This is a genomic window from Rhodococcus sp. 14-2483-1-2, assembly GCF_002259405.1.
GTDB lineage: Bacteria > Actinomycetota > Actinomycetes > Mycobacteriales > Mycobacteriaceae > Rhodococcoides.
This window is the reverse complement of the sequence record NZ_NPFW01000007.1, coordinates 432,723-455,961: the sequence shown is the minus strand read 5'-3', so window position 1 is coordinate 455,961 and position 23,239 is coordinate 432,723. Positions and strand designations below refer to the sequence as shown.

Genomic DNA, 23,239 nt, shown 5'->3' with positions numbered 1-23,239 from the left:
CCGTGCTCGACGAGATCAGGGCCGCTTGACCGGAATGTCCAGGAACGCAGTCAGTTCGGCCAAGAACTCGGCCGGCTTCTCGATGTGCGGCCAATGTCCGGTGCCCTCGATCTCGACGGCGGTCGCGGCGGGAACTGCGTCGAGGAATCGTTGGACATCGGCGGGTGGTGACAGGGGATCGCCCGGTCCGCGAATGATCCGCGTCGGGCAGGTGATGAGGTCCAGACCGGCACTCGGGTCGGCGGATGCGGTGGACAGCAGCGCCGGGAACGATCCGGGTGCGCCCAATGCAGACGTCACCTGGTCCATGAGCTCGGGGTCGAGTCGGTCGGTCCGGTTCACGAACGGTCCGAGGGCGGCTTTGAGGAGCAGGGGTGATCGTGCGGCCCTGTGCGCCAACCAGTTCGGCATAGGGAGGCCGATCGTGACCAACTCTGCCAACAGGGTCGCCACCGCGCGTGGTTGATCCCGGATGGTGCTGATCGGACGTCGTGTGAGGCCGGTGAGCGAGAGGATCGGTCCGCCGGTGACGACGAGTCGCTCGACCAGCCCGGGGTGATCCGCCGCAAGTCGCGTGGCCACGATCGAACCCATGGAGTGCCCGACGACGGTGGCCCGATCGACACCGAGGACGCCGCACGTTGCGACGACGGAATCGGCGAGGGCGGCGAAGCTGCTGTGGCCCCGTGAGAATTGCGAGCCACCGAAACCGGGTAGGTCGATGCCGATGGCGCGACGCGACCGCGCGACCTCGGGCAAGATCTCGATGAACCAGCGCCAGCTGGCCGAAATGCCGTGCAGAAAGATCACCACCTCGTCTGCGGTCGGATTCAGGTCGACGAGGTGGATACGCGATCCGTCCACATCTATGTCACGAGTGTGGTTGTTCCACTGCATGTCTTGCCATCGTTGGATTTCGGAATCGGTCACTTCGCTACTTTCTCGTCGAGGGTGTCGTCGGATGCAGTGCTCGATCCAGTCGAGCCGAGCACTCGTTCGTCGTCGTGACCGGACAGGCCATTGACTGTCAGTCAGTTTTTTTGTAGCGTACTTTTTGACTTCAAGTCAATATGTGACTTGTTCTACTTCGGTTTCGAGAGAAGGGGCACGATGATTCTGGTCACCGGTGCCGGCGGCAGTGTCGGACACGCAGTAATCCGCGATCTGAACGGACGCGGAGAAAAGGTCCGAGCGTTCGTCAAGGACGAGAAGCAGGCCAAGGGTGCACGTGCGGACGGGGCGACCGATGTGGTGATCGGTGACATTCGATCGGCAGCGGACGTACTCGCAGCGACCGTCGGTGTTCGACGCCTGTTCCACGTCCATCCGACGTCGCTCGTGCACGAGGTCTCGATCGCCGAGGACATCGTCGCAGCATGTCTCGCGAACGGCGTCGAGCACATCGTGTATCACTCGGTGATTCATCCCGAGATCACCGAGATGTTCCACCATCAGGAGAAGGGCCGCGTCGAGGAGGTGTTTCGGCGTTCGGGTATCGCCTGCACAAATCTGCGGGCGTCCCACTTCATGCAGAACTACCTGGATTTCTGGGAGTTCATGCAAGGTGGAGTTCTGCCGTACCCGTCTTCGCCGAATTCGGTGATGGGCGTCGTCGATGCCGAGGATGTCAGCGAGGTCGCGGCCAACATCCTCGTCGCACCCGAGGGACACGAGAACCGTACGTACGACTTGTCGTCGGAAGAGCTCGACCGACACGAGATGGCGCGGATCTGGTCCGACGTTCTCGGCCATCACGTATCCGCGGTGAGGCTCCCACCGGCGTCTCTGCAGAACCCGTTGCGGGGAGCCGGTGCACTGGTCACTGTTGTCGCCAAGTCGTTGTTGTCGACCAAGATCCATGCGCCGCAGCATGTGATCCGTGGACTCCAGCAGTCCTCGAACGCCCGCGGAATTCGCAACTGGTCGCAGGACTCGAGGGACTGCTACGAGCGCATGATGAACTACTACGACAAGAACGGACTGCCTGCAGGGGACATGACGGAGTTGCCGAAGCTTCTCGGACGACCTGCCACCACCTACCGTGAGTTCGCGGTCCGCGAAGCAGCACGCCGGGGCGTCCGGCCCCGCTAGAGTGCGCCCATGCACAAAGTACCTCGGGCGATTCGGGCCATGGGAATCAATGCTGTCCGTCTCTACAACCGCCTCGAAGTGTCGGTCGCACAACCGGTTCCCGACGAGCCCGTGTTGTTCGTGTGCAATCACGGGTTCGGCGGAGTGATCGATCTGAACGTGTTCGCGTTCTCGGCGGCGTACGACGATCTGAAGCTGTCCAGGGAAGTGATCGCGTTGACGCACCAGATCGCGTGGACGCTGCGTGCAGGAAAGTTACTCGAGCCCTTCGGCGCGCGTCCGGCCGCTCGAGAGAATGCTCTCGATGCATTCGAAGAGGGGCACAATGTCCTGGTCTTTCCCGGCGGTGACCTCGATGCGCTGAAGTCGTGGCGGCACCGAAACGACATCGTCTTCGCCGGACGCAGTGGTTACGCGCGTCTCGCAATGGAAGCCGGGGTGCCGATAGTTCCGGTCGTGACCGCGGGCGCGGGTGAGTCGCTCCTCGTCCTCAGCAGTGGTCGTCGTATCGCCAAGGCGCTCCGATTGAACAAGACGGCATTTCGCGTCAAGACGCTGCCGCTGTCGGTATCCATTCCCTGGGGCGTGAATTTCGGGGTAGTCGGGTTGCTTCCGTATCTACCGTTGCCCACGAAGCTGGAGACGTCGGTGCTCGCGCCGATGCGTCCCGAACCCGACGAGACCGCAGAGGACTTCGCGCACCGAGTTCACTCGGCGATGCAAGCAGAGCTCGACGAATTGACGAAGGACCGCAAGCCGGTGATCGGCTGAGCCGTCAGCCAGGTCCTTCCCATCCGCACGCTTCACAGGAGGCATAGATGCGGCTGCTGGTCGGTCCGACGGCCGGCGAATCGATGACGTTCTCTCCCAACGTGATCTGTTCGCAGATGGGGCATACGCCTCGGTAGTCGAGGTTGAAGCTGTAGGTGAGCACTCGGACTCGATCCTGTACGTCGAATGCCGCTGCCGTGCGTGTCCCGGTCGAGCAGCAGGTGTCCTCGGCAGGAAGGTGTGCCGAGGTTCGAGTCGCCGTCAGCCTGCGCTGTGTGCATGGGCCCCGGCCATCGACTGCCGCTTGCGCGCGATCGAACGTGTCGACGTGAGCGACAGTAGACCCCGAGCCCCCAGCTCGTCGAGAGCAACGGAGTTCTGGTCGAGGATGTTCGGCGCAGCGTGGACCGCGTGGGAGGAAAGGCCGTAGGGTCGGTGTCACGCCGCTCGTTCAGCGCACACAATGGTTCAGCGAAACCGAACCGACCTGCGCATCGTAGGTCGAGAAGGTCGAGTCTCATGACCGACACACCTATTCACGACGAACTGCAGAACTTCATGAAGATGAGCACGCGCGGTAGTGATCGGAAGGTCGAACCCGTTGCCGTGTCGGTTCCCGTCGAGGCGTCTGCGCACGCCCCCGCGCGACACCAGAGAGCCTGACGGCATGGCCACCGCACGAGAGAAGCAGGACGAGGCCCTTGCCGTCTATCGGCGAGCGAAAGATCGCGAGCAGGAACTCGCCGATGTGCGCGGACAGTCCGACACCGATTCTCCGTTGCTCGTCGACCTCGACGATGCCGAGATGCGCGGTGCGATCGAGGCGGACATATCGGCGCAAGAGGCCCTGAGCGTCGCGCTCAGGGCCGCGGACGACTGACTTCGGTCGGCTACGGGAGCGGCTGGGACGTGGGGTCGATCGCTGCCTGAACTCCGCCGCTGTAGGACGTCGGAAGCTCGCGGCCACACAGTTTTTCGGCCTCGTCTGCAGAGATTCCGAGTGCCCGTAGAACGCGCTGTGTCGTGCCGTCCACGGTTGCCGCTTCGTCGCGTTCGGGTTGGGCGAGCAGCAGTCGACCCATCGACAGCAGAGAACCGGCCACGATGGCGAGTGCGACATCCGCGTCGTCCACATCGAATCGTCCTTGTGCGGCGGCTGATTCGATATCACGACGCGAACGCGGGGCCAGGCCCCCGGCTGCGGCGAATGCCGCGGCCTCGGAGTTGAGCAGGACACGACTCAGTTCCGGTTCGAGGCGGAAGAGCCGTCCGGACAATCGAAAGGACTGGGTGAACTCTTCGACCGGGTCGTCCAGGTCGACGGTGAGCGAGTCGAGATAGTCACCTGCCGATTCGAGGGCGGAGTCGATGGCCGCTTGCCACAGCTCTTCCTTGCTCTCGAAGTAGTTGTAGAACGATCCGTTGCTGACGTCGGCTGCCTGTGTGATCTCGAGGACCGGTGCGTTGGTGTTTCCGCTGGCGAGAAGCCCTTGAGCTGCGCGGACCAGCGCGGCTCTGGTGCGTGCCTTGCGGCGCTCGACGCGGTTGCCTTCGGTCACGGTCTGCTCCTGCTCTGCGGTGTGCGTGAGGGTAGCCTATCGCGTTCGAATCATGACGAATTCGTCAAAAAGCTTGACGGGCGGCTGTGCCGTGGGTGACGATATCGTCAATAACCCGTTTGGGCAGCGCGAACTTACTCTTCCTGGCGAAGGACCCCATGACAACGAACGCAACGATCCCGGAGTATCGCACCGACATCTACTCCACCGATGCGATCCTCGACCCGTATCCGCACTACGCGAGGCTCCGGGCACTCGGCCCGGTGGTGTGGTTACCACGGCAGCAGGCGTTCGCCATCTCACGCTATGCAGAGTGCAAGGCAGTGCTGCTCGACGACGAGACCTTCATTTCGGGCGACGGAGTCGCACTCAATCCTGTTGCCAACAGGCTCGGACGCGGCACGACGCTCAACAGCGACGGTGAGGAGCACGCGACCAAGCGTGCGGTTCTCGCGCACCGCTTGACGCCGAAGGCCGTGCGAAAGATGACGGCCGCAGTGGAGGAGAAGGCGGAGAGCGTCGTCGATGCGGCCCTGAGCAAGACGTTCGTCGACGGTGTCGACGATCTCGCCACGGCGTTGCCGATGTCCGTCGTGCCCGACCTCGTGGGGTGGCCCGAAGACGGTCGCGAGGAGCTTCTCCGCTGGGCTGGAGCAACATTCGACTCGCTCGGGCCCGTCAATCGTCACTCCGTCACGGCCGTGAAGGCCGCCACCGAGATGCTCGCGTTTTCCAAGAAGGTAGTGCGGCAAAGATCGGTGCTCCCCGGGAGCATGGGCGACGACGTGCTGAAAGCCGCCGACGAGAACAGGATCGGCAAGTCCGCATGCCCGGCATTGATGATCGACTACCTCGGGCCATCGCTCGACACCACCATCGGAGCGATCTCCGGCGCGCTCGATCTGTTCGCTCGTCACCCCGAGCAGTGGCAGGCCATCCGACAGGACCCGGACCTGATCCCCAACGCCGTCAACGAGGTCGTCCGATACGAGTCACCCATCCGAGCGTTCTCACGTCGGGCCGTGCGCGACGTCGAGATCGATGGATCGCGAATCCCGAAAGGTGCACGCGTACTGGTCATCTACGCGTCGGCAAACCGGGACGAACGCGAGTGGGACAACCCCGATGCATTCGACGTCACCCGTGACGCCGCTCGGCAACTCGGATTCGGATCCGGAGTGCACGGGTGTGCAGGTCAGGGTCTGGCTCGGCTCGAAGCGCAGACCATGCTTCGGGTACTGGCGCGCAGGGTCGAAAGATTCGTCCCCTCGGGAACACCGAAACGGGCCGTCAACAACGTCATTCACCGTTACGAACACTTGCCGCTGAAACTGGTGGCCACAGAAGGGACACAGAAATGAGAATCGACGTCGACTGGGATCGGTGCGAAGGCCACGGCATCTGCGCCGATCAAGCTCCGAAGGTGTTCAGCCTGGACGACGAGGGCGAACTGCACTACGCCTTCGACAACGACGACATACCCGACGACCTTGCTGCGGCGGCCCGTTCGGCGATCGGCGTCTGTCCGGTAGCGGCCCTCCGAGAGAGCAAGTGAGCACCGCTGAACGTCGGATCGTCATCGTCGGTGACTCCATCGCAGGCTGCACCGCGGCCCGTGAGCTCCGCGCGCGGGGTCACGATGGCGCGCTCACCATGATCGGTGCGGACCCCGACGGCTACTACGCCAGGCCGCCGTTGTCGAAGCACGTCCTCAAAGGTGATGTGGCCGAGGCCGAGACGTGGGATCTGTCCGATCTCGGTATCACCTCGATCGGCGATCGCGCTGTATCGGTCGACACCGATCGCCGCATCGTGACAACGGCCGATGGCACCGACGTTCCCTATGACGCCCTCATCGTGGCGACAGGGGCGTCGGCCCGACGGATAGCCGATCCGCAGCAAGCGGGCGAGAACGTGTTGCGGACCTTCGCCGACGTCCGGGCGCTGCGCACGAAACTGGACACGGCTCGAACAGCAGTCGTCGTCGGGGCAGGCTTCCTCGGCTTGGAAGTTGCGAGTGCATGCATTGCTCGCGATATCGAGGTGACCGTCGTCGATGTCGATCCCCCGTTGCATCGGCTGCTGGGGCCCAACCTGTCCGACGCGATCACTGCCCGCGCCGAGGCGGCGTCGGTTCGGTTTGTCCGTGCCGACAGCCCGGTCTCGTTGATGGGCAGCCCCGTCCGCGGGATCGAGCGCGCGGGTCGCACCCTCGAGGCGGATGTGGTGGTCACCTGCGCAGGCGATGTGCCCGAGACCGGTTGGCTGACTGGTGCCGGTATCGCTGATGCTCGGGGTGTCGCTGTCGACGAATGCTGCGCCACAGCACTTCCCGACGTGTTCGCGGCAGGCGACGTCGCATACTCCCGAACTGGGTCCGGTCGGTCCCCGTTCTGGTCCAACGCCGTCGCGCAGGGCAAAGTGGCGGCAGCGTCCGTGCTCGGCCTCGACCCGGCGTGTGCGCCCAGCGACGACTACTTCTGGACCGAGATCCTCGGGCTGTCCATCAAAGTTGTGGGCCCCCTGCCGCTGCAGGGTGACCCGACCGTACTCGAGGGGGCCGTGGACGAGGGGTCGGCCCTCTTGCAGTGGAATCACGACGACGGTCGGGTCACCATCGTGGCCTTCGGCATCAAGAAACCCGTCGGCCTGCTCCGGCGGCTGGCCCGCGACAGCGCTGTCTCGACCAACTAAGGAATGCACTCATGTCTGTCAGCACCACACTCGTACGACGCCTTCCCGAGATCGTCGGGTTGGGCCGCGCCGCAATCGGCGTCGCTCACATGATCGCCCCCACGCGGGCCAACGAACTCCTCGCCGGTCCCGACGCCGCAGTGGCGACCACGCGAGCTGCCGCACGCACCTTCGGGATTCGAGAGATCTACATCGGTGGCGGGCTGTACGCAGCCACGAAGTACGCACCGAAGTTGGTGCGCCCCCTGCTGCGTGCCGGGGTGGCCGTCGACGTATGGGACACCGGTGCATTCGCCTTGACCGCGTACCTTCCCCAACGCACACGAGTGGCCGGCTGCGCCATTGCCGGAGGCTTCGTGGTCGCGGGGGTGCTGGCCGAGTTGCAGTTGAACCGATAGTTGCTGAGGTGACGTCTCGCCAAGGTTACTTCTGAGCCGCCGATGGGCCACGGAGTCGGTGCTGAGCGGTATCCCCGGCCCCGTGCCAGTGCGCGAGTTCGAGTGCCACAGCGACGTGAACCGGGTTCTCGGACAGTGGCCTCGGTAGCAGTGTGTCTGCGTGGGCAAGTCGTCGGACGATCGTATTGCGATGTGCGTGAAGGGATTCCGCCGCTCGGGAGACGCTTCCGAGCTCTCGTACGAACGTCAGCACCGTGTGGCGAAGAGCGGCCTCCGCGTCCACCAGGCCGCCCAGCGTCTCGCGAACGAACAGGTCGCTTCGGTCGGGGATCATGGCGGTGGCTAGTTTCACCTCGTCGTATGTGGCTGCTCGTTGCCCGTAGGGTGACCTGCTCAGCATCTGTTGTGTGAGAAGCGCTTCGGTGTGCGATCGTCTGAATCCTTCGGGACCGTGGGCAGGTGACCCGATTGCAATTCGGACATCGGAGGCAGCGTCGATCGGGTCGAGTAGGTCACGTGCGTCGATCTTCGTGTCGCCCGGAACCCACGCCCACAGGGTGGCGGCAGCGGGCACGATCGTGAAGGCTGCTGCGCTGTGCGCCCGCTCGACCAGAAGTGCGACCGCGCGCTCGAGGTGACCGAGCTCCGTACCCGGCTCCGTACTCCACGCAACAACGGCCGTGTGGGTACGGCGGAGGCTGTATCCGAGGCGCATCTCTGCCCGATCGATGGGGAAGGGTGCACCCTCGAGAAGCAGAGCCAGCGTTTCTCTTCGTTGCGGATGGGTTCCTCGGTGAAGCTCCTCGCGGTCGATGCGCACACGTTCGGCGACCAGAACCAATGTGCCTTCGATGTACTCGGCGATCGACTGGGCCAAGACATCGAGGAGAACCTCCAGCTCCTCGGGCTCCGACGTGAGCGAGAATGCGACGCGTACGAGCAACGTCCACGAGGCCGTCTGCCCGATTCGATAGCTGGCGAGCGCAAGTTCGTCGAGTCCGCGTCGGACGAGGTCTCTGGATATCTCGACGATGTCCGCGTCGAGAGCCGGAACGACTGGCGCGCCGGGGTCTGTGATGTTGGACATTGCCCATCGCACGACGGTGGTGCGGGCCGCTCGTTCGGTTTCGGTGGCCAGCACGGGGTCGATGAGGGTGGCTTCCATGCCGGGGGACTGCATGAGGCCGGCGGTGAAGGCGTCGAGCCATGCGGATTCGTGGTGGACGATGAGTTCTGCGCCCTGACGGATGAGATCGCGTATTCGCTCGGGTGGTCTTTCCCACGGCATATCGACACCGTATCGGCGATGGTGCGGAATGCATCGGATATGCCGAAAGTAGATGCATCTTGCCCCTGGTGAGTGCTCATGAGCTCCTACACACTGTTGTGAGTTTCCAGCCCACGGGGTTGAACACCGCGATCCCACCGAACGCCGAAGGGCCTGTCGATGTCGTCCGATCACGTTTCCAATGCGCAGAAGTGCCCGGTCGCATCCGGGTCAGGCCACCTCCGCTCGACGGATGCCCCGAGGACCCGCTTCGGTCGTCGGCGGATACCCGGGGGCCTCCCGGTCTATACCGAGGACTTGTACTCGGTCTCGGCGATCGAGGATCCCTATCCCCACTACCGAGCGATGCGCGAACTCGGTCCGGTGGTGTGGCTGGAGAAGCAGAATGTGTACGCCTTGCCCCGGTACGCCGAGGTCAAGCAGGTGCTCGCGGACGATGCAACATACCGCTCGTCGGGCAGCGTCGCGATGAATCCTGTTGCTCGCAGAATCGGCAACCGTAGTTTCTTGATGTCCGACGACGACGCGCACATCGCGCAGAGAAAAGTGGCTGCTCACCGTCTCACCCCACGGGCGTTGCGTCCGTTACGCGCGGACGTGAATGCGTTGGCCGAGCGGGTTGTTCGAGACGCGGTGGCCAAGCGATACGTCGACGGTGTCGAGGACATCGCGCTGAAATTGCCCATGACGGTGGTGCCGGACCTGATCGGCTGGCCGCAGCGTGGCAGAAAAGAGCTTGTGAAGTGGGCGGGCGCGATCTTCGACATGTTGGGGCCGCTCAACGGCGTCTCGATGAGATCGACGGCCGCCAGCCTGCGGATGCTGTATTTCGTGCACAGCCTCGCCCGTAGACGCGACGTCGTTCCGGGAAGCATTGCCGAGGAGATGATCGAGCACATCGATGCAGGTCGCCTCCGCGCGGCCGATCTGCCTGCATTCCTGATGGATTATCTGGGGCCGTCGATAGACACCACCGCAAGCGGGATTGCCGCTGCATTGTGGCTGTTCGCCAAGCATCCGGATCAATGGGACCTGCTCCGGCAAGATCCGTATGCACTGCTGCCCAATGCGATCAACGAAGTGATCCGGATCGAGTCCCCGTTGCGGGCGTTCGCTCGGCGCGCCGAGACCGATTCGATCATCGGGGGTGTCCCGGTGCCCGCGGGTGCGCAACTACTCGTGATGTACGCATCGGCGAATCGGGACGAACTCGCGTGGGAAGAACCCGATCGGTTCGACATCACGCGCGATGCTTCCGCACACGTCGGCTTCGGGTACGGCGTTCACGGCTGCGCCGGCCAGGGGCTGTCTCGAATGGAGACCGAAGCGATTCTGCGCGCTCTGCTACGCCACGTCGGTCGGATCGAACAGGCGGGTACACCGGAGATCGCCGTCAACAACGTCATTCATCGATTCTCGGTTCTTCCGTTGCACCTCGTGCCCGACCCGAAGCGATGATCGAGGCGCGGCGACGGTCGACCACCATCCCGCTCGGTGCTGCGTTCTTCATGGTGTTGGCTCTCTTCGTCGGATGGAGTGTCACCCGGTACGACGGAACGTTCGACGCTGCTGTCCGCGTCGACCTGATCCTGGACTCCGCAGGCAACGCCCTACCGCAACGCGCGGACGTCAAGTTCCGTGGAGTTGTTGTCGGACATGTCGATTCGACCACTGCGAATGATGGTGCCGTTGTCGCGCATCTGGCCATCACACCGTCCTATGCCTCTGAAATATCGTCGGCTGCCACTGCGCGTTTGCTGCCCAAGACTCTCTTCGGAGAAAGGTACGTCGCCCTGCTCGACCCCGCGGGTTCCGCCGCCCCCATCGTCGACGGCTCTGTGCTGGGGCAGGACGTCAGCGGTAACGCCATCGAGGTGGGAGTGTTGCTCGACGGCCTGCAGCCGCTACTGGAGGCCGTGCCCCCTCAGGATCTGGCAAGTACCCTCGGTGCGCTGGCGCAAGGACTTTCAGGGCGAGGTGAGCAGCTCGGCTCCACGATCGACCGGCTCGAGAACGTCTTCGCACAGGTGAACGCCGAGATGCCGTCACTCCAGGACGATATTCGAGGTGTTGCGGACCTCGCCGACACCTACTCCGAGGCCCTACCGTCTTTGTTCGACGCTCTCGACAACCTCCGGGTCACGGGGAACACGGTCGTCGAGCGTCGTCCTGCGACCGACACCCTGATCGCGTCACTGACATCGAGTTCCTCAACCACTGCGGACTTCCTCGCGGCCAACTCCGACGACATCATCAGTGTGTCGGCCGATTCACGGGAGCTGGTCGAAACGCTCGAGGAGTACATTCCGACTGTCGACTGCTTCCTCGATCAGATCGTCGCTGTGACGCCCCAGATTCCCGAAGTGCTCGAGACGGACAGCGAGTTCCCCGGAATCCAGGGCACAGCCGAGTTCGTAAATCCCAAGGGTCGATACCTGCCGAATCAGGACGAGCCGAGGTTCTTGGACGACCTTGGACCGCAGTGCTTTCCGAGCGCAGTTCCGGGCACCGGCGAGAATGCCCCGCAGTATCCCGGAGGCTCGTACAACGACGGTTCGTATCAGGTGCCATCGCGTAACCCCGGGCCGCAGGATGCAGGCACCACCGCGAACGACCGGGTGTTTCCCGCGACACCGGCCGCATACGCCGGATCTGATCTCGAACGAAGCACACTCGACGTCGTCTACGCCAACAGGCTTGGTATCTCGCCCTCGAAAATTCCCTCCTGGACAACGACATTGGGGGCACCGGCGATGAGAGGCAACCAGATCGAGCTGAAGTAGGTGTCTGTCAGAACACCAGCGAGCGGGAAGGCAGCCCGGCCACTCCTTCTCTGGCGAACGCGGCCCATGTCCGCCGTACCTTGGCGGCCAATGCATCCGGCGGAGCATGGCCGGCCAACATCGGCGCATCCCACCATGCGTCACCGAACAGCAACGGCAAATCGATGCTGTGGCACGCTCCCAACGGTGCGCCCTTCGGTGCCCAGTCGATTCGATACGACGCGACCTGACCACCGGCGCGGTGCCACATCTTCACCATGCCGTCGACGCCGAACAACAGGTTGGTGACGAGACGGACGACCGGAGCGGTCAGTACCGAACTGACAATACCGAACCTGTTCAGCCACAACATGTTCGATACGACGTCCACGAACGGTGAAGCATCGTCTCTGGTGTGACCGATCAGAAGTTCGACGCCAGGGGCAGTTCTGCGTAGGGCGGCGTCGGGGTCACCGGCCAGGGGCTCGAGGTGAGCAACCGGCCCGAACGGCATTCCGCCTGCGGCACCGAACCTGCGCACCGCACGCGTCACGGCACGCTCTGCATCGAGCACATCCGACGCGGGAGCGGTGGCCGGGTCGGTACGAAAGTGCGCTGCGAAAGCCTTTCGGGCTGTGTCGTACAGAGCCGAACGGCCCGATCGCAACCCGAGAGGCGCGCTCTGCACGATTGCCCGCGAGAACAACCCTGCGGCCGACTCGCACGCCATCAGCGCGAGGACGGCATCGCCGCCCGCAGACTGCCCGAACAACGTCACGTTGTGCGGGTCACCGCCGAATCGAGCGATGTTGGTCGACACCCAGCGCAGTGCTGCGATCTGATCCTGCACACCGATGTTGCTGTCCCCTGAGCCTTTCGGGGTCAGGTAACCGAATCCACCGAGCCGGAAAGTGACACTGACCACCACGACACCCTCCCGAACGAGGTGGTCGGCGTCGTATCTCTCGGCTTCCCCGCCGCCGGAGACGTAGCCGCCGCCGTGCAGCCACACCATCACCGGAAGTCCCTCCGCCTCAGAGGGAGCGGTCACCGACAACACGAGGCAGTCCTCGCTCTGTTCGAGCCCGTCGACCATCGGGCCCGTGACATTGTCGAGCCGGGAGGGCATTTGGATGCACACCGGGCCGCGTCGGGTGGCGTCGCGCGTCGTCCCCGGGGTGTCGAGCGGTTCGGGTCTACGAAATCGCGTGGCGGTGGCATAGGGGATTCCCCGTGCGTGGATCAGCCCGTCGGCTTCGACTGCTTCGAGGTCTCCGCTGGTGGTGCCGGTGATGGTGCGCAGAGTCGCCCCGGGTGTCGTCTTCTCGCTCACGTGTGAACCCCCATTCGATGAACAGGTGCGAGCTTATCGTCTCCGCGCCGTCGAACACTCGAGTGAGGCAATGACAGGGTAGGCGTCATAATCGGACCGTGCGGTCCAAGCAGAAGATTCTCGATGCCACCCTCGGGTTGATCGCCGAGACCGGCTTCGAGGGTGTCACGATCGCGGCGGCGGCGCGTGCTGCGGGTGTCACGCGGCAGACGGTGTATTCGATCTTCACCACCCGTGAGGACATGGTCTCCGAGGCGATGGTGGGACTGATCGTCGACGTGCTGGGCGGTATCAGGGATAAGGCCGATCAGGCCGAGACTCCGACGGAATTCATCGTCGAGACCGTGGTCGCTGCGCGCAATCTCATTCGGCGCGAACCTGTTCTGAACTCGTTGTTGCGCTCGGGCAACGCGAACCCACTGTTCGACGCGGACATGATGGATCGCGCGCAGCCGGTGGTTCGCCAGTTTCTCGACGGGTACATCGCACGCAATCCGAGCTTCGATTCCACGCAGTTCCACGGCATCGACGGCGTCATCGTGCGGGTGGGGCTCTCGGTGATCCTGTTCGACGACCCGTCCATTCACGACGACGACGGTTTGCGCCGCTACCTGGAACGGTGGTTGATTCCGGTCCTGCCCTTTGCTTAGCATCAAAAACTTGACACCCGAGCCTCCTTCTGTCTAGTTTTGCACCGCACGTACATGTGACCCGAGTCTCGATGCGTGCACGTCAGCAAGCGTGGGGGGAACGTGTCGAATCTGAATCGTCGGTCATTTCTGGGCGCTACCGCAGTTGCGGGCCTGGCTGCAGTGGCGGGGACCGGTGTAGCCCATGCGAGCCCCTGTGCCAGGACTCGGATTCCACTCACCCGCGAGGACCACCGCGCAATCGTCATCGGATCCGGGTTCGGGGGCGGCGTCGCAGCGTTGCGCCTGGCCGAGGCCGGTGTTCCCGTTCTGGTACTCGAGCGCGGAAGACGTTGGTCCACAGGCCCGAATGCCGATACCTTCCCCAATGCGACTTCGCCGGACAAGCGGATGCTGTGGTACGGCTCGAGCCCCAATCTGTTCGGGAGGCCGGTTCCGTTCGATCCGTACGTCGGCTTGCTCGAGGCAGTCCCCGGCGACAACATGACCGCGCTGTGCGCTGCCGGAGTGGGCGGCGGGTCCCTGATCTACCAGGGCATGACGTTGCAGCCCTCGCAGGCCGTCTTCGAGACTCACTTTCCGGTCGACCTCGACTGGGCCACGTTGAACGCGGTCCACTACCCCCGCGTCGCGCGGATGCTGCAGCTCGAGCAGGCTCCGGACGAGTTGATCGCCACACCCAATTATCAAGCGGCACGGGTGTTCGCAGACAGTGCGCGGCGGGCAGGTCTGCCGGTGTCGAAGATTCCGATGCCGATCGACTGGAACTACGCCCTCGACGAAACACGTGGGGTGATGAAGCCGTCGTACACCAACGGTGCAGGCGCGTTCGGAGTGAACAACGGAGGCAAGCACTCGGTCGACGTCACCTACATTGCAGCTGCAGAGGCGACGGGTCTGGCCACCGTGGCGACGCAACACAACGTCACGCACGTCGAGCGTGCTGCCGATGGTCGCTGGGCCGTCCATGTCGACCGAATCGATTCCGACGGAACGGTGTTGGAGAACAAGATCCTCACCACCGGCGCGTTGATCATGGCCGCCGGCAGCCTGAACACCACCAAGCTACTGGTCCGTGCCGGGGCCACCGGATCCATTCCCGATCTACCGGACCAGCTCGGGCAGGGCTGGGGAACCAACGCAGATCGCATCTACGTGTGGTCGAGCATCGAGCAGCAGTTCGGTACGCCGCAGGGTGGTCCGGTGGTGTTCGGCAGCTTGAACTGGGACGACCCGCGCACCGCTCACACGGTCATTCAGGCATCCATTCCGCCGTTGGGTGTCGATGCCCACAGCACGATGCTCGTCGGCTACGGAGTCAGTGACGGTCGCGGCCACTTCGCCTACGATTCCGCACGCGACCGAGCCCAGCTGTACTGGCCGGCCAACGGCGACTCCTTCATTCAGGACGGCTCCATCGATCCGACGGTGCGTCGCATCGCCGGTTCGGGCAGCATCCTCACCGATACCAATGCGTTGTTCCCGTCCACCTGGCATGCGTTGGGCGGGGCGAACATGGGTCCGGTGTGCGATCTCGACGGCCGCGTACAGGGCCAGCGCGGACTGTACGTTCTGGACGGTGCGTTGATGCCCGGCAACACCGCGGCTTGCAACCCGTCCATGACGATCGCGGCGCTGGCAGAGCGGGCACTGGACAACATCGTCGCCCGCGACCTCGGCACAATTATCTGACCCCTCGGTAGAAAGAGTCCAATGCATCTGTATCGCACCATGATCGGCGCAGTCGCAACTGCTGTGCTTGCGTCCTCGGTAACCGTACTCGGGGCCTCTGCAGCGCAGGCCGATGTCGTCGACGATTTCTACGTCCCTCCTGCCCAGCTCGCCGACAGCCCCGGATCCGTCGTTCGGACGCAACCGATGTCGTTGTTCGCTGCACTGCCGGGTACGGACGGCTCGTATCCGGCCCAGGCGCAACGGGTGCTGTACACCTCTCGATCACAGGACGATGCGCCGGTGGCGGTGTCGGGCACATTCATCGAGACCGAGGTGCCGTGGCGAGGTGCGGGCCCACGACCGACCATCGTCGTCGCACCGGGAACCGTGGGGCAGGGCGATCAGTGCGCCCCGTCGAGAGCGTTCCCTACCTCGATCAATGCTGTGACGCAACCACTGTCGATCTCGTTCAACCAGGAGTTGCTGTCGTCGACGCTGTGGGGATCGATGGGGGCGAACGTGTTCGTCACCGATTACATCGGGCTGGGAACGCCCGGGCTGCACACCTACGTGAACAGATCGGAGGAGGCGCACGCAGTTCTCGACGGTGCTCGCGCGGCAACAGAATTGACCGGCGACGCGAATGCGCCGATCGGCATCTGGGGTTACTCGCAGGGCGGGGGAGCTGCCGCCGCCGCTGCAGAACTCGCCTCGGACTACGCACCGGACCTCAATCTGAAGGGCACCTGGGCGGGTGCCCCCACTGCCGACTTGCTCGAGGTGTTGAAAACTGTCGACGGGACGCTGATCGGAGGTGTGATCGGTTATGCCCTCAACGGCTTCGTCGAGCGAGATTCGAGTCTGCTGCCACTCATCGACGAGCGACTCACCGATCACGGCAAGGCGGTGCTCGACGACCTGTCCACGCAGTGCATCGGCGACACGATTCTGAAATACCCTTTCCTGAAGACAGAATCGCTCACCGTCGACGGTAGATCGATGCTAGAGAACCTGGGCACCATTCCTGAGGCCGGTCGAATCCTGGACGAGCAACGTATCGGCCGCAGTACTCCGAACGCACCGGTGATGATCACCAGCGGACTCAACGACGACACGGTTCCGTACGGTCAGGCCCGACAGTTGGCCCAGGATTGGTGTGGGCGAGGTGCCTCGGTCGAGTTCCGCACGAATACTTTGCCGCCGATTCTGCAGGGTGCTGTGTTGCCGAACCACTTCGGACCGCAGTTGATCGACGGTTACGGCGGAGAGGCTGCGACGTTCTTGATGGACCGGTTCGCCGACATTCCCGTATCCGCATGCACTCTGGACTGATCGCGGTTGTGGCTCAGCGGCGTACGGTGATTCCCGTGTGGACCCGTGTCGTCGACTAGAGGTGCCTCGACACCGCTGCACTCGACGCTGTTGCGTGCGCGGCGTCGGGTCGAGGCCGTGATCGCAAGCGGTGGCCCGGACGTCGTGTTCCAACCGATCGTCCGCGCGAGTGACGGATCCGTCGAGGGATACGAGGCCCTGTCCCGCTTCCCGGCCACCGGTGGTGATCCCGCAGCATGGTTCACCGATGCCGCGCACTGCGGTCTGGGACCCGAGCTCGACCGATCGGCGGCTGTCCGGGCCTTGGACGAGTCCGCTCGTCTACCCTGCGAGTCCTTCGTTGCCGTGAATCTTAGCGCTGCAACGCTACTGGTCGATGCGCCGCTGATCGAACTGCTGCTCGACGCCGGTCGGCGACGACCTCTGGTCGTCGAGATAACGGAGCATGCCGCGCTCGACGACGAGGATGCGGTGGTCGCTGTGCTGGGCGAACTTCGACGTGGTGGGGTGGCCGTGGCGGTCGACGATGTGGGATCGGCGTACGCGGGTATGCGACATCTCGTTCTGCTGGAACCGGAGATCGTCAAACTCGATGCCTTCGTCGTCCACGAGATGAGGGCGAACCGGGCGAAGCTGGCATTGGCCGAACTCGTGCTCGAGTTCGCGCGCAAGACCGACGCCCGATGCGTGTTCGAGGGTGTCGAGACCGACGACGATCTCGAGACCGCGATTTCGGTCGGGGCCGATCTGCTGCAGGGCTACCGAATCGGTCGCCCTGCAGCGGTGGATCTGCTCGTCTGAGGCGGTGTTCAGTGGCTGCGGGCCGAGAAGCTCTCGCGTTTCGACGCCTCACGTGCCACTACTTCCTCGGCAGCGACGATGACGACCTCCACATCGGAGCTCTTCACGACGACCACGCCGTCGGCGTCGGCGACGATGACATCACCGGGAGATACGACGACGCCTCCGAGCGCCACCGGCTCGTTGAGCCGGCCCGGCCCGTTCTTGTACGGCCCGGCAGGTGTGACACTTCGGGCGAAGACGGGCAGGCCCAGCTCGGCCAATGCGTCGGCGTCGCGCACGGCACCGTCGATGACAAACCCCGCAATGCCCAGCGATTTGGCGCGGATCCCGATGAGATCGCCGATGAGGGCGCGGGTGTCGTCGCCCGAGCCGTTGACGACGATGACGTCGTCGGGGCGGGCGTCGTCGAGAGCCTTGTGGATGTAGAGGTTGTCGCCTGATCGGGTCCACACGGTGTAGGCCCGGCCGGTGACCGCTGCTCCGGCCCAAATGGGCCGCAGTCCGGCGATGATGCCGAAACGATCCTGGGCATCGCCTACGTTTGCTGCGGGCACCCGAGAGAAGCGTTCGATCATGTCGTCGGATACGGCAGTGTTGGAATAGGTTTCGGTACTCATGAGATCAATGCCTTTCGGGTGACTTATTGCTGGTCGGCGAGCAGTTCGGCGATGATCGGCTCGATCTCGGTTTCACGCTGTTCCCACAGGGCTTCGACGTCGGCACCGGAGACCCAATCGGGTTGTGTCGCTGCGCCGGTCAGCTTCTCGGCCACGGTCGGGTCGGCCAGCGCAGTCTCGAGGGCGTTCTGCAGCGTGGTCATCGTCGCGTCCGGGGTGCCTGCGGGGGCGCTGATGGCGAAGTTGTTGGTCATGAACGGGGCGTCGTATCCCTCGCTCGCCAGCGTCGGTACGTCGGGGATGAGCTTGTTTCGCTCCTCGGTGAGTACCGAGAGGATGTTCACCTCACCCGATGCGAACTGGCCGTAGAAGCTGGACACTCCGCCGAGGGCGAAGTCGGTTTCGCCGGAGACCAGTGCCGAGATCTTGTCGGCACCGCTGTTGTAGTGAACGATGTTGAAGTCCAGACCCAGAGTGTCTTCGAGGGTGCGCAGGTTGACGTGGTCGTCGCCCGCGCGGGAGTCGGTGCCCACCGTGATGGTGCCGGGGTTGGCCTTCACCGCATCGAACAGTTCGCCGATGTTGGCGTAGGGGCTGGACTTGTTGACTCCGATCACGATGTCGTTGGATGCGAACGACCCGATGGGCGAGAAGCTTTCGCGATCGAACCCGGCTTTCTTGCTCGGGTCCAGGTACCTCCCGAGGATCGACGGGATATTGGTGAAGCCGATGGTCTCGCCGTCCGGCTTGGCGTTGGCCAGGTAGTTCAGTCCGACGACCTGGCTGCCGCCTTCCTTGTTGACCACTTTGACCGGGACTCCCAGTTCGGCTTCCATGGCCGGTGCCATGATGCGGGCGAGGATGTCGTTACCTGCGCCTGCGGCGGACGGGACGACCCATTCGACGGTGGCACCGTCGCGTGGGAACGGTGCTCCCGAATCGGTTGTGCCCCCGCTACAACCGGCAATCAGCGCAGCGGTGGAGATGGCCGCGACGAGGATGGGCAGTGTTCTCATGAGACGGGCTCCTTGATGGGGTGGTTCGCGGTGGCGCGGCGGGAAAGGATGCGAGCCAGGACGGGGCGCAGCATTCCGAACAGAACGGCTGCGATGAAGACGAGCAGTAGAACCTTGTTGATGGGGCCTTCGACGAAAACGCCGTAGTCACCGCGGGACAGCGACAACGAACGTTGGAAGTTCTCCTCCAGCAGTGGTCCGAGGATCAGCGCGAGGACGAGAGGAGTGAGCGGAATCTTGTTGAGGTGGAACAGGTATCCGATGACGCCTGCGCCGAGCATGATGAAGATGTCGAAGACGCTGCCGTTGATGCTGTAGACGCCCAGGAACATGAAGGCCAGGATCATCGCCATCAGGTAGTGGAACGGGATCTTCAGTACAGCAATCCACAGACGAACCAGTGGCACGTTGAGAATCAGCAGGATGATGTTGCCGACGAGGAAGCTGGCGATGATGGTCCAGGCGACCTCGGGGTTGTCGCGGAACAACAGTGGGCCGGGGATCAGACCGTTGATGGTAAAGGCGCTGGCCATGATGGCGACGGTGGCGGAGGTAGGGATACCGAGGGTGAACAGTGGAATCATCGACGACAGTGCGAGCGCGTTGTTGGCCGATTCCGGTCCGGCGACACCCTCGACGGCACCCGTGCCGAATTGCCCAGGACGCTTGGTGAGCTTCTTCTCCATCGCGTAGGACGCCAATGAGGTTGCGGCACCCGGAGATCCGGGGAGCAGGCCCATGAAGAAGCCGATGACCGATCCGCGCATCGTCGGGCCTGCAGACCTGGTGATGTCGGTCTTGGTGGGCAGCAGCTTGCCGACGGCGAGTGGTCGTCGGCCGGCACCTCCCGCCGAGCGGGCCTGGATGAGGATTTCGGTGAGGCCGAAGCAGCCCATCACGACGGCCACGAGTGCGACGCCGTCGAACAGTTCCGGCATGCCGAACGTGAATCGCTGGACGCCTTGGCCGGAATCGATGCCCACCGACGCGATCGCCAGGCCGAGACCCACGCTGATCAGTGCCTTCGCGGGGTTGTTGCCCGAGAAGCTGGTGATCAGGGCCATGCCGAGCAGTGCGACGAGAAACAGTTCCGGAGCACCGAATTCGAGTGCGAATCGGCTGAACGGAGCGACGACCACGAATCCGATGACGCCGACCAGTCCGCCGACGAACGACGCGAGTGCGGCGACGACGAGAGCGGGCCCGCCGCGTCCGCTCTTGGCCATCTCGTAGCCGTCGAGCGTGGTGGCGATGGACGACGCCTCACCCGGAATGCGCAGCAGCACAGCGGTGACGGTGCCGCCGAACGCTGCGCCGTACAGGATGGCGGCGAGCATGATCAGCGCTGTGGTGGCGTCGAGTCCGAAGGTGATCGGGATCAGCAGTGATACCGCGGCGGCGGGACCGAACCCGGGGAGGACACCGACGAGCATGCCGAGCACGCAGCCGAGGAGTGCGAACAGCAGATGCGTCGGTGTCAGGACGTTGACGAAGCCTGCCATCAGATCGGGAAATCCCATGACTCACAACCCCCAATCAGCGAGGAACGGAATGGAGGAAGCCGGCAGGGCCGTGCCGAGCCAGACGTCGAACACCAGCCGGGTGGCCAAGGTGGTGGCCACTGCGACGCCGACGGCGACCACCGGGGTGCGCTTGCCGACGAACGTCAACACGACTGCGAGCATCAGCGCCATGGACAGCGTGTAGCCGAGTGTGGGGAGCACCAGTGCGGCTCCGGCGATCGCGGCGACGACCACTCCGATTCTGATCCAACCTGCGCGATCGGGCAGTTCGGCCTCGTCGGCGTCCTCCTCGTTGTCACTGGAGAGGAACGCGACGGCCGCGGAGGTAGCGGGCTCGAGTTCGGGATCCGGTTCGGGCGCGCTCGTCCGCGGTGCTCGAACGAGCTGAATTGCCCACATCGCACCGCCGAGGATCATGCCGAGGCCGCCCACCAAAGGCAGGAAGCCCGCCCCGACGCCAGGGTCGGCTGTCACTCCGTACCCGGTTGCTATGGTGACCGTCGCCAGGCCGACGACGAGGGTCGCGCCGAGCACGATCCATTCGATCGTGTGTTGTGTGCCGAGCAGTACCTTCACGGCCTGCCGCCTTTCTGACATATGTTCGGATGCGGCCTGAGAAGGTCGGCCGGATTGCTGTGCTGTGGATCACTTGCAATCTTGCACAGGTTTACAGGATTGTGGTTGAGTGTGTCAACAGACACAGTGGAAAGTGGAGGGTATGAGCTTCCGAACAGTGGTGGCGAGCAGCGGAAAGTCGCTGAGCGCGTCCGAAAAACGGGTCATTGCGGTGCTTCTCGGCGAGCCCGAGCCGTCGAGTCTGCGTGCGGCTCCCGTTGCGGCCCGCGCGCAAACTCACGAGTCGACCGTCGTGCGGTTGGCGCAGAAGCTCGGATACAGCGGCTTCCCGGACTTGCGCGCAGATCTCGAACGCGACAACCCCGAACCCGTGACCGCATCGGCTCTGATGCGCAGCGATACCGGTCACGAACTGGCTGTCTTCGCGCGCGACGAGGCCCGTGCACTGGAGCGGTTGTCGAGCTTCATCCCGCAGGAGCAGCTGGTGGACGTGGCGACCTCCATTCATCGGGCGCGGGTGGTCTACCTGTTCTCCAAGGCCGACGAACGCCCGGCCCTGGATATGCTGGCCCGTCGTCTCCGCCGACTCGGTCTTGTCGTCGTCGAGCTCGGTCTCGGGGGAAAGGACCTCGCCGAGCGGTTCGTCAGCTTCACCGAGGACTCCATCCTTATTGCGTTCGCGCTGCGCGAGGCACCGTCTCAGCTGCCTGCTCTGGTCCGTGAGGCGGAACGACGCGGCGGCACGTCGATTCTGATCAGCGATGCGCCGGGATATCACTTCCGGCCCGCGCCGACGCATCTCCTCGTCGCGCAACGCGGAGACGATTCCGAGTACAACACCCTCATCATTCCCATCGCCATTGCGTACGCACTGCAATTGGCAATCTTCCACCTCGATCCCGATCGGTACGGGGCGGTGCGTGACGACATCAACGACGTATCGAGGTTGGTCGGAGGAACCGATGAAATTCCCTTGCGCTGATGGCTTCTCGTGATTCCATTGCTCTGACCGTTCAGGCGACGACTGCGCAGGCCGGGTGGGTCGGGGTGCGGTTGATGATCGGTTATCGGGCGATCGCCGAGGGTGCCGACACTCGAACGCTTGCGGTGATCGCGGCACTGTTCGCTGCGCCCGCAGTATTGGCGGCTCTGCCGATCGGGCGCATCGCAGACAGGTTCGGCGGTCCGGTGGTGATCGTATCGGGAATCGTTCTGTGCTCGATCGCAACCGGTGTACTCGTTGCGTTTTCGGCAATGTGGGCCCTGCTCGCGTGCACGGCCGCGTTCGGTCTGGGCAATCTGCTCATCATGATCGGGCAGCAGGCGTTCGTCGCACACGTCCACGTCGACGGCAAGAACGAAAGTGCCTTCGGCGCATTGACTGCCGCCGCCTCGATGGGGCAGTTGGTCGGGCCGCTCGCGGTGACGGCCGTCGCGTCGAGATTCGGCGGTGCGAGCGTCGAGAGTCCGAACACGACGGCAGGCATCCTCACCGCCGGTGCGTTCACCGCGGTAGCGCTCCCCACCGCACTGTTCTTGATGCTCGGCCGCAACCACATTCGCGCGCAGAAACCTGCCGAGGGCGAAGCGTCGGGGCTGAAATTGCTGAAGCTGCCGGGCATGTGGCAGTCATTGACGGTCAGCGGCGCGGTATTGGTGACGGTCGATCTGCTCTATGCCTTCGTACCGGCGTGGGCCGTCGAGCGTGGGGTATCGGTGACGACGGTGGGGTGGCTGCTGGCGTTGCGCGCCGGGGTGTCGGTGGTCAGCCGAGTGGGGCTCGGCAGACTCGATGCGAAGTTCGGTCGCACTGTGCTGCTCAATGTTTCGCTGGCGGCGGGCGCGATCGCTCTCGCAGTGCTGCCGTTCGTGCAGGCAGTCGGAGCCATCGGAGTCATGATTGCACTCGGCATCGCGTTGGGTATTCCGCAGCCACTGACCATGTCGTGGGTGGTGTCGATCGTGCCGAAATCCACGCAAGGGGAGGCGTTGGGATTGCGGATGTCGGCCAACAGATCTGCCCAGATTCTCATCCCACTGACGGTCGGTGCCATTGCCGGGCCGTTCGGGGTGACGGGCATTTTGCTCGGTAATGCACTGGTACTCGGGGGATCGATCGTCGCGGCCTCGCATCCGCGGAGTCGAGGCTGA

General features: G+C 63.9%; 24 protein-coding genes. 16 read left to right on the top strand and 8 right to left on the bottom strand.

Annotation, left to right across the window (positions count from 1 at the left end):
- Nucleotides 1-15 precede the first annotated feature (15 nt).
- Nucleotides 16-930: an alpha/beta fold hydrolase gene (locus CH295_RS06850; RefSeq protein ID WP_094740164.1), complete on the bottom strand. Its 915-nt coding sequence runs from the start codon at nucleotides 928-930 to the stop codon at nucleotides 16-18.
- Between the two features lie 180 nt (nucleotides 931-1,110).
- Between CH295_RS06850 and CH295_RS06845 the strand changes: the two genes are divergently transcribed.
- From CH295_RS06845 to CH295_RS06835, 4 genes are all read left to right on the top strand, one after another.
- Nucleotides 1,111-2,091 carry an SDR family oxidoreductase gene (locus CH295_RS06845; RefSeq protein WP_094740163.1) on the top strand — a complete coding sequence of 327 codons (981 nt, stop codon included), beginning with the start codon at nucleotides 1,111-1,113 and terminating at the stop codon, nucleotides 2,089-2,091.
- 9 nt (nucleotides 2,092-2,100) lie between these two features.
- Nucleotides 2,101-2,862, top strand: coding sequence for a lysophospholipid acyltransferase family protein (locus CH295_RS06840; protein WP_094635293.1), 762 nt, complete (start codon nucleotides 2,101-2,103; stop codon nucleotides 2,860-2,862).
- Nucleotides 2,863-3,381: 519 nt separating this feature from the next.
- Nucleotides 3,382-3,525: a hypothetical protein gene (locus CH295_RS27715; protein WP_170945782.1), complete on the top strand. Its 144-nt coding sequence runs from the start codon at nucleotides 3,382-3,384 to the stop codon at nucleotides 3,523-3,525.
- Nucleotides 3,526-3,529: 4 nt separating this feature from the next.
- Nucleotides 3,530-3,742, top strand: a complete 213-nt coding sequence (locus tag CH295_RS06835; protein ID WP_094613040.1) for a hypothetical protein — start codon at nucleotides 3,530-3,532, stop codon at nucleotides 3,740-3,742.
- 10 nt (nucleotides 3,743-3,752) lie between these two features.
- On the opposite strand, the gene CH295_RS06830 is transcribed toward CH295_RS06835, so the two are convergent.
- Nucleotides 3,753-4,421 (bottom strand): TetR/AcrR family transcriptional regulator, encoded by a 669-nt coding sequence (locus tag CH295_RS06830; RefSeq protein ID WP_094740162.1) that lies wholly within the window; start codon nucleotides 4,419-4,421, stop codon nucleotides 3,753-3,755.
- A 158-nt stretch (nucleotides 4,422-4,579) separates the two neighbouring features.
- Here CH295_RS06830 and CH295_RS06825 point away from each other — a divergent pair, with 158 nt between their 5' ends.
- Genes CH295_RS06825 through CH295_RS06810 form a run of 4 tightly spaced genes read left to right on the top strand, consistent with a single transcriptional unit; the run spans nucleotide 4,580 to nucleotide 7,513 of the window.
- Complete coding sequence (locus CH295_RS06825; RefSeq protein WP_094740315.1) at nucleotides 4,580-5,782, top strand: cytochrome P450; 1,203 nt, start codon at nucleotides 4,580-4,582, stop codon at nucleotides 5,780-5,782.
- Nucleotides 5,779-5,976 (top strand): ferredoxin, encoded by a 198-nt coding sequence (locus CH295_RS06820; RefSeq protein ID WP_094740161.1) that lies wholly within the window; start codon nucleotides 5,779-5,781, stop codon nucleotides 5,974-5,976. The genes CH295_RS06825 and CH295_RS06820 overlap by 4 nt, the downstream gene beginning before the upstream one ends.
- Nucleotides 5,973-7,115: an NAD(P)/FAD-dependent oxidoreductase gene (locus CH295_RS06815; RefSeq protein WP_094740160.1), complete on the top strand. Its 1,143-nt coding sequence runs from the start codon at nucleotides 5,973-5,975 to the stop codon at nucleotides 7,113-7,115. The genes CH295_RS06820 and CH295_RS06815 overlap by 4 nt, the downstream gene beginning before the upstream one ends.
- A gap of 11 nt (nucleotides 7,116-7,126) precedes the next feature.
- Nucleotides 7,127-7,513: a hypothetical protein gene (locus tag CH295_RS06810; RefSeq protein ID WP_094740159.1), complete on the top strand. Its 387-nt coding sequence runs from the start codon at nucleotides 7,127-7,129 to the stop codon at nucleotides 7,511-7,513.
- A gap of 25 nt (nucleotides 7,514-7,538) precedes the next feature.
- Here CH295_RS06810 and CH295_RS06805 read toward each other — a convergent pair whose 3' ends face one another.
- The gene (locus CH295_RS06805) at nucleotides 7,539-8,801 is read right to left on the bottom strand and encodes a PucR family transcriptional regulator (RefSeq protein WP_094740158.1); all 1,263 of its coding nucleotides are present in this window, start codon (nucleotides 8,799-8,801) and stop codon (nucleotides 7,539-7,541) included.
- Nucleotides 8,802-9,098: 297 nt separating this feature from the next.
- Between CH295_RS06805 and CH295_RS06800 the strand changes: the two genes are divergently transcribed.
- Complete coding sequence (locus CH295_RS06800) at nucleotides 9,099-10,259, top strand: cytochrome P450 (RefSeq protein WP_252341938.1); 1,161 nt, start codon at nucleotides 9,099-9,101, stop codon at nucleotides 10,257-10,259.
- On the top strand, nucleotides 10,256-11,584 hold the full coding sequence (locus CH295_RS06795) for an MCE family protein (RefSeq protein ID WP_094740157.1): 1,329 nt from the start codon (nucleotides 10,256-10,258) through the stop codon (nucleotides 11,582-11,584). The genes CH295_RS06800 and CH295_RS06795 overlap by 4 nt, the downstream gene beginning before the upstream one ends.
- Before the next feature lie 7 nt (nucleotides 11,585-11,591).
- Here CH295_RS06795 and CH295_RS06790 read toward each other — a convergent pair whose 3' ends face one another.
- The gene (locus CH295_RS06790) at nucleotides 11,592-12,896 is read right to left on the bottom strand and encodes a carboxylesterase family protein (protein WP_252341937.1); all 1,305 of its coding nucleotides are present in this window, start codon (nucleotides 12,894-12,896) and stop codon (nucleotides 11,592-11,594) included.
- Between the two features lie 98 nt (nucleotides 12,897-12,994).
- Between CH295_RS06790 and CH295_RS06785 the strand changes: the two genes are divergently transcribed.
- The 4 genes from CH295_RS06785 (at nucleotide 12,995) to CH295_RS06770 (ending at nucleotide 17,353) form a co-directional block, all read left to right on the top strand.
- On the top strand, nucleotides 12,995-13,546 hold the full coding sequence (locus CH295_RS06785; protein WP_094740156.1) for a TetR/AcrR family transcriptional regulator: 552 nt from the start codon (nucleotides 12,995-12,997) through the stop codon (nucleotides 13,544-13,546).
- A 102-nt stretch (nucleotides 13,547-13,648) separates the two neighbouring features.
- A complete protein-coding gene (locus tag CH295_RS06780; RefSeq protein ID WP_094740155.1) occupies nucleotides 13,649-15,238 on the top strand; it encodes a GMC oxidoreductase in 1,590 nt (529 codons plus the stop codon).
- 21 nt (nucleotides 15,239-15,259) lie between these two features.
- A complete protein-coding gene (locus tag CH295_RS06775; RefSeq protein WP_252341936.1) occupies nucleotides 15,260-16,552 on the top strand; it encodes a lipase family protein in 1,293 nt (430 codons plus the stop codon).
- A 45-nt stretch (nucleotides 16,553-16,597) separates the two neighbouring features.
- Nucleotides 16,598-17,353 (top strand): EAL domain-containing protein, encoded by a 756-nt coding sequence (locus CH295_RS06770; RefSeq protein ID WP_094740154.1) that lies wholly within the window; start codon nucleotides 16,598-16,600, stop codon nucleotides 17,351-17,353.
- An 8-nt stretch (nucleotides 17,354-17,361) separates the two neighbouring features.
- Here CH295_RS06770 and CH295_RS06765 read toward each other — a convergent pair whose 3' ends face one another.
- Genes CH295_RS06765 through CH295_RS06750 form a run of 4 tightly spaced genes read right to left on the bottom strand, consistent with a single transcriptional unit; the run spans nucleotide 17,362 to nucleotide 21,088 of the window.
- Nucleotides 17,362-17,973, bottom strand: coding sequence for an RraA family protein (locus CH295_RS06765; protein ID WP_094740153.1), 612 nt, complete (start codon nucleotides 17,971-17,973; stop codon nucleotides 17,362-17,364).
- A gap of 23 nt (nucleotides 17,974-17,996) precedes the next feature.
- The gene (locus CH295_RS06760) at nucleotides 17,997-18,989 is read right to left on the bottom strand and encodes a Bug family tripartite tricarboxylate transporter substrate binding protein (RefSeq protein WP_094740152.1); all 993 of its coding nucleotides are present in this window, start codon (nucleotides 18,987-18,989) and stop codon (nucleotides 17,997-17,999) included.
- Entirely contained in the window at nucleotides 18,986-20,509 is a 1,524-nt protein-coding gene (locus tag CH295_RS06755) for a tripartite tricarboxylate transporter permease (protein WP_094740151.1), read from the bottom strand. The genes CH295_RS06760 and CH295_RS06755 overlap by 4 nt, the downstream gene beginning before the upstream one ends.
- Nucleotides 20,510-20,512: 3 nt before the next feature.
- On the bottom strand, nucleotides 20,513-21,088 hold the full coding sequence (locus tag CH295_RS06750; protein WP_170945781.1) for a tripartite tricarboxylate transporter TctB family protein: 576 nt from the start codon (nucleotides 21,086-21,088) through the stop codon (nucleotides 20,513-20,515).
- 142 nt (nucleotides 21,089-21,230) lie between these two features.
- On the opposite strand from CH295_RS06750, the gene CH295_RS06745 reads away from it, so the two are divergent.
- Together CH295_RS06745 and CH295_RS06740 are read left to right on the top strand one after the other, a co-directional pair.
- Entirely contained in the window at nucleotides 21,231-22,070 is an 840-nt protein-coding gene (locus tag CH295_RS06745; RefSeq protein WP_080739000.1) for a MurR/RpiR family transcriptional regulator, read from the top strand.
- Entirely contained in the window at nucleotides 22,070-23,239 is a 1,170-nt protein-coding gene (locus CH295_RS06740) for an MFS transporter (RefSeq protein ID WP_094740149.1), read from the top strand. Before CH295_RS06745 ends, CH295_RS06740 begins: the two co-directional genes overlap by 1 nt.